The organism is Klebsiella planticola ATCC 33531 (assembly GCF_000735435.1).
Taxonomy (GTDB): Bacteria; Pseudomonadota; Gammaproteobacteria; order Enterobacterales; family Enterobacteriaceae; genus Klebsiella; species Klebsiella planticola.
Genome location: NZ_JMPP01000057.1, coordinates 60,850 through 73,226 on the forward strand (window position 1 = coordinate 60,850; position 12,377 = coordinate 73,226).

A 12,377-nucleotide genomic window follows, 5' to 3' on the forward strand; every position below is an offset into this window, starting at 1 on the left:
AATACTCTTTTTTGCCAGGATATCATTATGCAGGCTGAAATTCTTCTGACCCTCAAGCTACAGCAGCGCCTGTTCGCCGATCCTCGTCGTATCGCCCTGTTAAAACAGATCGATTCCACCGGTTCGATTAGCCAGGGGGCAAAAAACGCGGGTATTAGCTATAAAAGCGCATGGGACGCCATCAATGAAATGAACCAGCTCAGCGAACAGACGCTGGTGGACAGGGCTACCGGCGGTAAAGGCGGCGGCGGCGCCGTACTGACCCGCTACGGTCAGCGGCTGATCCAGCTGTACGATCTGCTGGCGCAAATTCAGCAAAAAGCCTTCGATGTGCTGAGCGACGACGATGCCCTGCCTCTCGATAGCCTGCTGGCCGCTATTTCGCGTTTCTCGCTGCAGACCAGCGCACGTAACCAGTGGTTTGGCTCCATCACCGGTCGCGACCACCAGCAGGTACAGCAGCATGTCGAGGTGTTGCTTGCCGATCGCCAGACCCGCTTAAAAGTCGCTATCACCGCGCAGAGCGCAGAGCGCCTTGGCCTGGATGAGGGCCAGGAAGTGCTGGTACTACTGAAGGCCCCCTGGGTGGGGATGACTCAGGATCCGGCGGTTGCCAAAGAGGCCGATAACCAACTCGCCGGGCGAATCAGCCATATCGAATACGGCCCGGAGCAGTGTGAAGTGCTGATGGCGCTGCCTGACGGCCAGAGTTTGTGCGCGACCCTCCCGCTGGAACAGACCCGAAAACTGGCAGAAGGTGCTGAGGCGATAGCATATTTTAATGCTGATCGAATCATTCTCGCCACGTTATGCTGACGGCATTGACATTGCGCGCGTGACGTCGTATCCCTGTGGCAAATCGCTGCAAAAAGTGGGATACACAATGTCATCATTGCAAATTTCGCAAGGCACGTTTCGCCTGAGCGACACAAAAACGTTAAAAATCGAGCACCTCACCGTTGACGCTGGCGAAAGCTGGGCCTTCGTCGGCAGCAACGGCAGCGGGAAGTCGGCGCTGGCTCGCGCGCTGTCCGGTGAGCTTACCCTGCTGTCCGGCCAGTATGAAAACCGCTTTTCCCGGGTAACCCGCCTCTCCTTCGAACAGCTGCAGAAGCTGGTCAGCGATGAATGGCAACGAAACAATACGGACCTACTTAGCCCAGGCGAAGAGGACACCGGCCGCACGACGGAAGAGATTATCCAGGAAGAGTCCAAAGATGCCGCTCGCTGCGCGCGCCTGGCAGAATTGTTCGGTATTACGTCTCTGCTCCAGCGCCGCTTTAAATATCTCTCCACCGGAGAAACGCGTAAAACGCTGCTCTGTCAGGCGCTGATGACGCAGCCGGAGCTGTTGATTCTTGACGAGCCTTTTGATGGCCTGGACGTCGCTTCCCGTCTGCAGCTTGCCGGGCTGCTGGAGAGACTGCACCTCGAAGGGCTCACGCTGGTACTGGTACTCAACCGCTTCGACGAAATCCCGTCGTTTGTCCAGTTTGCCGGCGTGCTGGCCGACTGTACTCTGAGCGAAACCGGAGAAAAGCAGGCGCTGCTGCAACAGGCGCTGATTGCTCAACTGGCGCACAGCGAAAAACTGGCTGGCATGAGCTTACCGGAACCGGATGCCCCCGCCGCCCGCCATGCTCTCGAAGCCGGGGCCCCGCGCATCATCCTGCGTGAGGGCGTGGTGTCATACAACGACCGGCCGATCATCGAGCACCTGAGCTGGACCGTTAACCCCGGTGAACACTGGCAGATAGTCGGTCCCAACGGCGCCGGAAAATCGACCCTGCTTAGCCTGGTCACCGGCGATCATCCGCAGGGTTATAGTAACGATCTTACCCTGTTTGGCCGCCGTCGCGGCAGCGGTGAAACCATCTGGGATATCAAAAAACATATTGGCTACGTCAGCAGTAGCCTGCACCTTGAATACCGCGTCAGCACCACGGTACGCAACGTGATTCTGTCGGGCTATTTCGACTCTATCGGCATTTATCAGGCCGTTTCTGATAAGCAACGCCATCTGGTGCAGAACTGGCTGGATATTCTGGGAATCGACAAGCGTACCGCCGATGCGCCGTTCCACAGTCTCTCCTGGGGACAACAACGGCTGGCGCTGATCGTCCGGGCGCTGGTGAAGCATCCGACGCTGCTGATTCTTGACGAGCCCCTGCAGGGACTGGATCCGCTTAACCGTCAGTTGGTGCGGCGCTTCGTGGATGTTTTGATTAGCGAAGGCGCCACTCAGCTGCTGTTTGTCTCCCATCACGCCGAAGATGCGCCGGACTGCATTACCCATCGTCTGGAGTTTGTGCGCAGTGGAGACGGTTACACTTATCAGGTCGGTCCACTCACGGACTGAGCCAAAACAGGGGGCCACGCCCCCCTGTTTTTTTTCAGAGAAATAACCAGAAAGACCATCAACAATCTGTTTTTAAACATAAAAATGGAAAAATATCGCATTATGCCTTTTAGTGTAAGCGATTCCACCAATTTGGCCTGTGTCACACTTTACACTTCTTTGATATGCTATCTTCATCACACACGATAAGCCTATTGGAGCGAATCATGAAAGTACTGGTTACAGGTGGTAGCGGTTACATTGGAAGTCATACCTGCGTTCAACTGCTGCTGCAGGGACATGAAGTGATTATTCTCGACAATCTCTGCAACAGTAAGCGCAGCGTATTGCCGGTCATTGAACGTCTCGGCGGGAAAACGGCCACCTTTGTTGAAGGCGATATTCGTAATGAGGCGCTGATGACGGAAATTCTGCACGATCACGCTATTGAGGCGGTGATCCACTTTGCCGGCCTGAAAGCCGTCGGCGAATCCGTCGCCAGGCCGCTGGAATACTACGACAATAACGTCACCGGTACACTTAAATTAGTTTCCGCCATGCGCGCCGCTGGCGTGAAGAACTTTATTTTTAGCTCCTCCGCGACCGTCTACGGCGATCAGCCGAAGATCCCTTATGTCGAAAGCTTCCCGACCGGCACGCCGCAGAGCCCGTATGGCAAAAGCAAGCTGATGGTCGAGCAAATCCTGACCGACCTGCAAAAAGCCCAGCCGGACTGGAGCATTGCGCTGCTGCGTTACTTCAACCCGGTCGGCGCGCATCCATCAGGCGACATGGGCGAAGATCCGCAGGGTATCCCGAACAACCTGATGCCTTATATCGCGCAGGTGGCCGTGGGTCGTCGCGAATCGCTGGCCGTTTTCGGCAATGATTATCCGACCCCTGACGGTACCGGCGTACGCGACTATATCCACGTCATGGACCTCGCCGATGGCCACGTTGCGGCGATGGAAAAACTGGCGGGCCGCGAAGGCGTACACATTTATAACCTCGGCGCAGGCGTCGGCAGCAGCGTCCTCGACGTGATCAATGCCTTCAGTAAAGCCTGCGGCAAACCTGTTAATTACCACTTCGCGCCGCGCCGCGATGGCGACCTCCCGGCCTACTGGGCGGATGCCGAAAAGGCCGACCGCGAGCTGAACTGGCGCGTTACGCGCGACCTTGACGAGATGGCGCAGGACACCTGGCACTGGCAGTCCCGTCATCCGCAGGGTTACCCAGACTAAGGAACCGTCATGACCGTATTTAACCCCGTCGACCATCCGCATCGTCGTTATAACCCGTTAACCGGGCAGTGGATTCTGGTATCACCGCATCGCGCCAAGCGCCCCTGGCAGGGGGCGCAGGAAACGCCGGCAAAATCAACCTTGCCGGCGCACGATGCGGATTGTTTTCTGTGTCCGGGTAACACCCGCGTCACCGGCGACACGAACCCGAATTACACCGGTACCTACGTGTTTACCAATGACTTTGCGGCATTGATGACCGACACCCCCGATGCCCCGAATAGCGACGATCCGCTGATGCGCTGTCAAAGCGCGCGCGGCACCAGCCGGGTCATCTGCTTCTCGCCGGATCACAGCAAAACGCTGCCTGAGCTGAGCGTTGAAGCGCTGGAAGGCGTGGTTAATACGTGGCAGGAACAGACGGCGGAGCTGGGCCAAACGTATCCGTGGGTGCAGGTGTTTGAGAATAAAGGCGCGGCGATGGGCTGCTCCAACCCGCACCCGCACGGCCAGGTCTGGGCCAACAGCTTCCTGCCGAATGAGGCGGAACGCGAAGATCGTTTGCAAAAAGAGTATTTCGCCGCTGAGGGTTCGCCGATGCTGGTGGATTACGTTCAGCGCGAATTAGCCGACGGTAGCCGGACGGTCGTCGAGACTGAACATTGGCTGGCCGTCGTACCTTACTGGGCGGCCTGGCCTTTTGAGACGCTGCTGCTGCCGAAAGCACACATTCAGCGCCTTACCGATTTAACCGCAGCCCAGCGTAGCGACCTTGCGCTGGCGCTGAAAAAGCTGACCAGCCGTTACGACAACCTGTTCCAGTGCTCATTCCCTTATTCCATGGGCTGGCACGGAGCACCGTTTAATAACCACGAGAATAATCACTGGCAGCTACACGCTCACTTTTATCCGCCGCTGCTGCGCTCGGCGACGGTGCGTAAATTTATGGTCGGCTACGAAATGCTGGCTGAAACTCAGCGCGATTTGACGGCCGAACAAGCCGCCGAACGCCTGCGGGCAGTGAGCGACGTCCATTTTCGCGAATCCGGAGAATAACAATGAGTCTGAAAGAGAAAACCCAAACCCTGTTTGCTGAAAAGTTCGGCTACCCTGCCACCCACGTTATTCAGGCACCGGGCCGCGTCAATCTGATCGGCGAACACACCGACTATAACGACGGCTTCGTGCTGCCCTGCGCAATTGATTATCAGACGGTGATCAGCTGCGCGCCGCGCACGGACCGTATTGTCCGGGTGATTGCCGCCGATTATGACAATCAGAGCGACGAGTTCTCCCTTGATAAGCCGATTGTCAGCCACGAGACCCAGCAGTGGTCAAACTATGTTCGCGGCGTGGTGAAACACCTGCAGAAGCGCAATAACCATTTTGGCGGCGCCGATCTGGTGATCAGCGGTAACGTACCGCAGGGGGCGGGTTTAAGCTCTTCCGCTTCGCTGGAAGTGGCCGTCGGAACCGTGTTCCAGCAGCTGTACCATCTGCCGCTGGACGGGGCGCAAATTGCCCTTAATGGCCAGGAAGCGGAGAACCAGTTCGTCGGCTGTAACTGCGGCATCATGGACCAGCTTATCTCAGCGCTGGGTAAGAAAGATCACGCGCTGCTGCTTGACTGCCGCACATTAGGAACCAAGGCCGTCTCCATGCCAAAAGGCGTCGCGGTGGTGATCATCAACAGTAATTTTAAACGTACTCTGGTCGGCAGCGAATACAACACCCGTCGCGAACAGTGCGAGACCGGCGCACGTTTCTTCCAGCAGCCTGCGCTGCGCGATGTCAAAATCGCCGAGTTCAATGCCGTTGCCCATGAGCTGGATCCGGTAGTTGCGAAACGCGTCCGCCATGTCCTGACCGAAAATGCGCGTACCCTCGAAGCCGCCACCGCGCTGGAAAAAGGCGACCTGAAGCGTATGGGTGAACTGATGGCGGAATCCCATGCCTCGATGCGCGATGATTTTGAAATTACCGTTCCGCAAATTGACACGCTGGTGGAGATCGTCAAAGCCACCATCGGCGATAAAGGCGGCGTACGCATGACCGGCGGCGGATTTGGCGGCTGCGTCGTGGCGCTGGTGCCGGAAGAGTGCGTAGATACCGTTAAGCAAGCCGTCGCGCAGCAGTATGAAGCGAAAACCGGCATTAAAGAGACCTTCTACGTTTGCAAACCGTCACAGGGGGCCGGCCAGTGCTAAACCAAACGACAGACCTGGCGCCGGACGGCCAGCCGTGGAACCTGATCACCCTGCGGAATAATGCCGGGATGGTGGTTACGCTGATGGACTGGGGCGCGACGTTATTATCTGCTCAGGTCCCGCTGGCCAACGGCGAAGTACGCGAAGCGCTGCTCGGTTGCGCGGCGCCGGAAAACTATACCCGCCAGGCGGCCTATCTCGGCGCCTCCGTAGGCCGCTATGCCAACCGTATCGCCAACAGCCGGTTTACTCTGGATGGCCAGACGGTCCAACTGACCCCTTCTAACGAAGCCGGTCATCAGCTGCACGGCGGGCCAGACGGTTTCGACAAACGTCGCTGGCAGATAGTTAGCGCCGACGAACACCAGGCGCTGTTTGCCCTCGCTTCCGATGACGGCGACCAGGGGTTTCCCGGCAACCTGAAAGCCACGGCGCACTACCGTCTTACTGAAGATAACCGCATCGCTATCGAGTATCGGGCGACGGTTGACAGGCCCTGTCCGGTCAACCTGACCAACCACGTCTACTTCAACCTTGACGGCGGGCAGACGGACGTCCGCAACCACCAGCTGCAAATTTTCGCCGACAGCTACCTGCCGGTGGAGAGCGACGGTATTCCGGGCGGCGAATTACAGGACGTCACCCGGACCAGCTTCGATTTCCGCACGCCGAAAACCGTAGCGGTCGATTTTCTTCGCGATGCCGATCAGCAGAAAGTAAAAGGGTATGATCATGCTTTCCTGCTACAGGCAAAAGGCGATGCCCGCAAGGCGGCGGCCCATGTCTGGTCTCAGGATGGTCAACTGCAGATGGCGGTGTATACCTCCGCCCCTGCCCTGCAGTTTTATTCTGGTAACTACCTGGGCGGTACACCGTCGCGTACGGAACAGCCGTACGCCGACTGGCAGGGTCTGGCGCTGGAGAGTGAATTTCTGCCGGACTCACCAAATCACCCGGAATGGCCCCAGCCCGACTGCATATTGCGCCCGGGCGAGGAGTACGTCAGTCTGACGGAATATCAGTTTATTGCCCGATAAGCCCCCGGCCCTCCTGACGGAGGGCTTTTTTTCGTCATTTTGCTGCAAATTACGCCACTTACAGACAAAAATATAACCGCCGATTTACAAGCATCTTACACTGAGCCACTATTTTCGCTATGGTTAGGGATAAGCGTTGCCGTGACTCAAATTGCGGCAATATAATGAGAATTGTTATCATTCAAACAAAGCTTGAGGAGTAAGTGTATGGCTGTAACTAAGCTGGTACTGGTCCGTCATGGCGAAAGCCAATGGAACAATGAAAACCGTTTCACCGGTTGGTACGACGTCGATCTGTCCGAGAAAGGCGTAGGTGAAGCAAAAGCGGCAGGCAAACTGCTGAAAGACGAAGGCTTCAGCTTCGATTTTGCTTATACCTCTGTGCTGAAACGTGCCATCCATACTCTGTGGAACGTCCTGGATGAACTGGATCAGGCCTGGCTGCCGGTTGAGAAATCCTGGAAACTGAACGAGCGTCACTACGGGGCATTGCAGGGTCTGAACAAAGCTGAAACCGCTGAGAAGTACGGCGATGAGCAGGTTAAACAGTGGCGCCGTGGCTTTGCCATTACTCCGCCGGAGCTGACCAAAGACGACGAGCGCTACCCGGGCCACGATCCGCGTTATGCAAAACTGACCGATAAAGAGCTGCCGGTTACCGAAAGCCTGGCGCTGACCATCGAGCGCGTTGTGCCTTACTGGAACGAAACCATTCTGCCGCGTCTGAAAAGCGGTGAGCGCGTGATTATTGCCGCTCACGGTAACTCCCTGCGTGCACTGGTGAAGTACCTGGACAATATGGGCGAAGACGAAATCCTTGAACTGAACATCCCGACCGGCGTACCGCTGGTTTATGAGTTCGACGAAAACTTCAAACCGATCAAACACTACTATCTGGGCAATGCGGATGAAATCGCCGCAAAAGCCGCCGCGGTAGCAAACCAGGGTAAAGCGAAATAATTTTCGCCAGCCATAAAAAAAGCGTGGATTCGTCCACGCTTTTTTATTGGCTCTGAATCCCGGCGTCGCGACGCTCTGCCGGGCCAGGCTGCGGATTAACCGCGACGGGCTTTTACCGCATCCGCCAGCTGGCGCAGGATGGTATCGGTATCTTCCCAGCCGATACAGGCATCGGTGATGCTTTTGCCATAGGCCAGCGGCACGCCGCTCTCCAGACTCTGGCTACCCTCCACCAGATGGCTTTCAATCATCACGCCCATAATCGCCTGCTCGCCGCTGGCAATCTGCCGGCAAACATCGGCACCCACTTCCATCTGTTTTTTAAACTGCTTGCTGGAATTTGCGTGGCTGAAATCAATCATGATCTGCGCCGGCAGGCCCGCTTTCGCCAGCCCAACCTTCACTTCAGCAACGTGCTTCGCACTGTAGTTCGGCTCTTTGCCACCGCGCAAAATGATATGACAGTCGCTGTTGCCGCTGGTATTCACAATCGCCGAATGGCCCCATTTGGTCACTGACAGGAAGCAGTGCGGTGCGCCAGCGGCGTTGATCGCGTCAATAGCCACTTTTATTGTCCCGTCGGTCCCGTTTTTAAAACCTACCGGACAAGAAAGGCCAGATGAAAGCTCGCGATGCACCTGGGATTCGGTGGTGCGCGCGCCGATGGCGCCCCAGCTCATCAGGTCAGCAACGTACTGCGGGGTGATCATATCAAGGAATTCACCCGCCGCAGGCAGTCCGCTGTCGTTAATCTCCAGCAGCAGCTTACGCGCAATGCGCAGGCCGTCGTTGATGCGGAAGCTGTTATCCATATGCGGGTCGTTGATTAACCCCTTCCAGCCAACGGTGGTACGCGGTTTTTCAAAGTAAACGCGCATCACCACTTCCAGCTCGCCCTGCAGCTCTTCACGAAGCGTCAGCAGGCGCTCAGCATACTCTTTCGCTGCGGCAGGATCGTGGATAGAACATGGGCCAATCACCACCAGCAGACGATCGTCGTTGCCTTTAAGGATCTGATGGATCGCTTTACGAGCGTGCGCCACGGTGTTAGCAGCATTTTCGGTCGCGGGGAACTTTTCCAGGAGTGCAACGGGAGGTAATAATTCGTTGATCTCTTTAATACGTAAATCGTCGTTCTGATAATTCATTTTCTTTCCAGCGTTGCCATACTTAATCAATTGTGTGCAATGCTTTCAATCTAACTCGCCGTCAGAAAAGTGTAAACAGACTTTTACAGTCTCAAGGGTAATTCACTGATTAAATAGATAAAAACAATACAAACCATAAGAACAGTAAAAAATAAAGCCTCAAGAATAGTTATAAACCCTACAAATAAATCATATATAAATATTATATATCGCCACAAAAGGGAAGCAGCTCGACATTACTCCACCTCCCCGCGTTTTCACCCTATTGTTGCCTCATTTGCGCCTTGTTGAAGATAAATGCCGCGGCACCTTGCCCTATCGACATTGGCTAATGGAACAGACGCCCGATTGTGGTTAATCTGTAATAAGGTCAGAGACTAATTGATAAAATAATGACAGGATTCTGTAATGGCCCATGCTCACACTCCGTCAGAAACCACCGATCGCGGTAACGAAAAGCGCCTGTTGCAGGCTTTTATCGTCACCGCCGGCTTTATGCTTGTTGAAGCCATCGGCGGCGTCGTTTCAGGCTCGCTGGCCCTGCTGGCTGATGCCGGTCACATGCTCACCGATTCAGCCGCTCTGTTATTCGCTCTACTCGCGGTCCGCTTCGCCAGCCGTCCCCCCAACACCCGCCACACGTTCGGCTGGCTGCGCCTGACCACCCTGGCGGCCTTCGTCAACGCCATTGCGCTGGTTGTCATCACGATTCTGATTGTCTGGGAAGCGATTCAACGCTTTAACCATCCTCAGCCCGTTGCCGGTACCACAATGATGGTGATTGCCGTTGCCGGGCTACTGGCGAACATACTGGCATTCTGGATCCTGCACCGCGGCAGTGAAGCAAGCAATCTTAACGTCCGCGCGGCCGCCTTACACGTTCTGGGCGACCTGCTGGGTTCGGTCGGGGCGATCATTGCCGCTATCGTGATTCTCACCACCGGCTGGACGCCAATTGACCCGATTTTGTCGGTGCTGGTTTCATGTCTGGTACTGCGTAGCGCCTGGCGGCTGTTGCAGGAAAGTTTGAACGAACTGTTGGAAGGAGCGCCGCGGTCGTTAGATGTCGAGGGGTTAAAGCGCGATTTACGCCGTTCGGTGGCGGAAGTCCGCGACGTGCATCACGTCCACGTCTGGCTGGTTGGCGAAAAAACGGTCATGACGCTGCATGTTCAGGTTGTCCCGCCGCACGATCACGATGCCTTGCTGAATCGCATCCAGGCCTTTTTACAGCATAAATATAATATCGGGCATGTGACCGTGCAGATGGAGTACCAGCCCTGTAACGGCCCGGAATGCCGTCTCAACATGACGCACGCCGGGCACGACCATCATCACCACCATTAGCGAGAAAACGCGTGAGAACCTCGCTCACGCGCGCTGTTGATCCACATCCGACTGCCGTTAAGAGCAATAAAGGTCAAAAGCAGATATTCCAGCGACATCGCATAGACTCCCTGAAGGGCAAAAATCACCACGCTGATGACGTTGATGATCACCCAAAGCAGCCAGTTTTCGACATATTTGCGGGTCATCAGAATCATGGCGGCGATCGACAGCACCATCATGCAGGAGTCCCAGAACGGGAAGGCATCCGGCTGCAGTTCCGGCATCGTCACCCGCAGTCCCAGGCTCTGCATCAGCGTGACCGCGATCCGCGTCAGGAAGGCGAAGACCGGATTAATGAAGACCGTCATCAGCGCAATTGCCACAATACAAGCCGTCAGCCAGCCCAGCGCCTTCGGCAATGGCAACCACCGAATACGCAGTTCGGCTTCATGGCTGCTGGTTTGCCGGGACCAGGCGTACCAGCCATAAACGTTGGCGGCAAAGAAAAAGACCTGCAGCAGCAGGCTGGCATAGAGCTGAATCTGAAAGAAAATAATGGCAAACAAGGTGACGTTGACCAGCCCAAACGCATAGTTGCTGATCTTTTCCAGACTCGCCAGCCAGATACACAGCAGCCCGGCAAGCGTGCCGACCGCCTCGATCCATGATAAGTCGTATCCGCCGGCACCGATGGGTATATGCACCAGGATATTCTGCGTACTAAAAAAATCCATATTTTCCCCGCACTGTATTGATTGCGTAATTAACCACTATCCCCGAAGTGTAGCCGCAAAATCCAGCATTCTGTTCAGCGGGACTAATGCGCCGGTACGCAGCTGCGCATCGACCTTAATTTCGTGTTCGGGTCCACCGTTTTCCAGTCCCTCTGCAATCGCTTGCAGGCCGTTCATCGCCATCCACGGGCAGTGGGCACAGCTACGACAGGTTGCCCCCTCTCCCGCCGTCGGTGCTTCCAGCAGCTCTTTTTCCGGTACCGCCTGCTGCATTTTGTAGAAGATCCCGCGATCGGTGGCGACAATGAGCTGGCGCGCCGGGAGCGTTTTAGCCGCAGCAATCAGCTGGCTGGTAGACCCTACCGCATCCGCCATATCTACAATGGACTGCGGTGATTCAGGATGCACCAGAATGGCGGCATCGGGATAGAGGGCTTTCATCCGCGTTAACGCCTGGGTTTTAAACTCATCGTGGACAATACAGGCGCCCTGCCAGCACAAAACATCTGCGCCGGTTTGCCGCTGTACGTACCGGCCTAAGTGACGGTCGGGTGCCCAGAGAATTTTTTCCCCGAGGCTGTCGAGATGCTCAATAAGCTCAACGGCAATACTGGAGGTCACAACCCAATCGGCGCGCGCTTTGACCGCCGCTGAGGTGTTGGCATAAACGACGACGGTACGATCCGGGTGGGCATCGCAAAACGCATTAAACTCCTCAATCGGGCAGCCCAGATCCAGAGAGCACTCGGCATTCAGCGTTGGCATCAGGATGGTCTTTTCCGGACTGAGAATTTTTGCCGTTTCCCCCATGAAGCGTACTCCGGCCACCAGTAACGTCGAAGCGGAATGGCGGGCGCCGAAACGGGCCATTTCCAGAGAATCAGCGATACAGCCGCCAGTCTCTTCGGCCAGTTGCTGAATTTCAGGGTCGGTATAGTAATGAGCCACCATCACCGCATCGCGCTCGCGCAGCAGACGTTTAATCTTTTCACGATAAAAGTGCTTTTCATCGCGACTTAATGGCAATGGTTTCGGCGGGAAAGGATAAATCACCGTTTCAGGGTCAAACATTACGCTCATCTTGCAATCTCGTTTTACTGGCTTAACTCAAATACCGTTAATATGCCTTCAGACGGCATAGCGGCGGTCATGATGTTTTATATGCTAAACAAGATAGCGGATTGTACAGAAAATGTCGTGTGGAATTTATTGTCGTCTGAAGGCAAAAAAAGGGGGATTAATATTTATGGAGGAAAAACAACAGATAGCAAAAAGGCGCCCTTTTACATTGGTGGGTCGTGCAGGATGACTCGCCTTCGCTCGCCCTGTGGGGCATTGCTACGCAACGTTATCCTCACGTTTAACATTAACTTCAATGGT

The 12,377-nt window shown here is 55.5% G+C and carries 11 protein-coding genes; 8 read left to right on the forward strand and 3 right to left on the reverse strand.

Going from position 1 to position 12,377, the window contains the following annotated elements; translation table 11 throughout:
* Positions 1 to 27 precede the first annotated feature (27 nt).
* The 7 genes from modE (at position 28) to gpmA (ending at position 7,786) form a co-directional block, all read left to right on the forward strand.
* Positions 28 to 816 carry a molybdenum-dependent transcriptional regulator gene (modE, locus tag GRPL_RS03625; protein WP_032700548.1) on the forward strand — a complete coding sequence of 263 codons (789 nt, stop codon included), beginning with the start codon at positions 28 to 30 and terminating at the stop codon, positions 814 to 816.
* Positions 817 to 883: 67 nt separating this feature from the next.
* Entirely contained in the window at positions 884 to 2,359 is a 1,476-nt protein-coding gene (modF, locus tag GRPL_RS03620; RefSeq protein ID WP_032700553.1) for a molybdate ABC transporter ATP-binding protein ModF, read from the forward strand.
* Positions 2,360 to 2,565: 206 nt separating this feature from the next.
* On the forward strand, positions 2,566 to 3,582 hold the full coding sequence (gene galE / locus GRPL_RS03615) for a UDP-glucose 4-epimerase GalE (protein WP_032688781.1): 1,017 nt from the start codon (positions 2,566 to 2,568) through the stop codon (positions 3,580 to 3,582).
* Between the two features lie 9 nt (positions 3,583 to 3,591).
* Entirely contained in the window at positions 3,592 to 4,638 is a 1,047-nt protein-coding gene (galT, locus tag GRPL_RS03610) for a galactose-1-phosphate uridylyltransferase (protein ID WP_032688782.1), read from the forward strand.
* Between the two features lie 2 nt (positions 4,639 to 4,640).
* The gene (gene galK, locus GRPL_RS03605; RefSeq protein WP_004859713.1) at positions 4,641 to 5,789 is read left to right on the forward strand and encodes a galactokinase; all 1,149 of its coding nucleotides are present in this window, start codon (positions 4,641 to 4,643) and stop codon (positions 5,787 to 5,789) included.
* Positions 5,783 to 6,826 (forward strand): galactose-1-epimerase, encoded by a 1,044-nt coding sequence (gene galM / locus GRPL_RS03600; RefSeq protein ID WP_032700549.1) that lies wholly within the window; start codon positions 5,783 to 5,785, stop codon positions 6,824 to 6,826. Before galK ends, galM begins: the two co-directional genes overlap by 7 nt.
* Positions 6,827 to 7,033: 207 nt before the next feature.
* The gene (gene gpmA / locus GRPL_RS03595; RefSeq protein ID WP_004859709.1) at positions 7,034 to 7,786 is read left to right on the forward strand and encodes a 2,3-diphosphoglycerate-dependent phosphoglycerate mutase; all 753 of its coding nucleotides are present in this window, start codon (positions 7,034 to 7,036) and stop codon (positions 7,784 to 7,786) included.
* Between the two features lie 95 nt (positions 7,787 to 7,881).
* Here the strand turns inward: gpmA and aroG are convergent, their stop codons facing one another.
* Positions 7,882 to 8,934: a 3-deoxy-7-phosphoheptulonate synthase AroG gene (gene aroG, locus GRPL_RS03590; protein ID WP_032700550.1), complete on the reverse strand. Its 1,053-nt coding sequence runs from the start codon at positions 8,932 to 8,934 to the stop codon at positions 7,882 to 7,884.
* Between the two features lie 408 nt (positions 8,935 to 9,342).
* On the opposite strand from aroG, the gene zitB reads away from it, so the two are divergent.
* On the forward strand, positions 9,343 to 10,281 hold the full coding sequence (gene zitB / locus GRPL_RS03585) for a CDF family zinc transporter ZitB (RefSeq protein ID WP_032688786.1): 939 nt from the start codon (positions 9,343 to 9,345) through the stop codon (positions 10,279 to 10,281).
* Here zitB and pnuC read toward each other — a convergent pair.
* A complete protein-coding gene (pnuC, locus tag GRPL_RS03580) occupies positions 10,278 to 10,997 on the reverse strand; it encodes a nicotinamide riboside transporter PnuC (protein ID WP_032688787.1) in 720 nt (239 codons plus the stop codon). The two genes, zitB and pnuC, sit on opposite strands and share 4 nt — an antisense overlap.
* Positions 10,998 to 11,033: 36 nt before the next feature.
* Complete coding sequence (gene nadA, locus GRPL_RS03575) at positions 11,034 to 12,077, reverse strand: quinolinate synthase NadA (protein WP_032700551.1); 1,044 nt, start codon at positions 12,075 to 12,077, stop codon at positions 11,034 to 11,036.
* Positions 12,078 to 12,377: the final 300 nt, after the last annotated feature.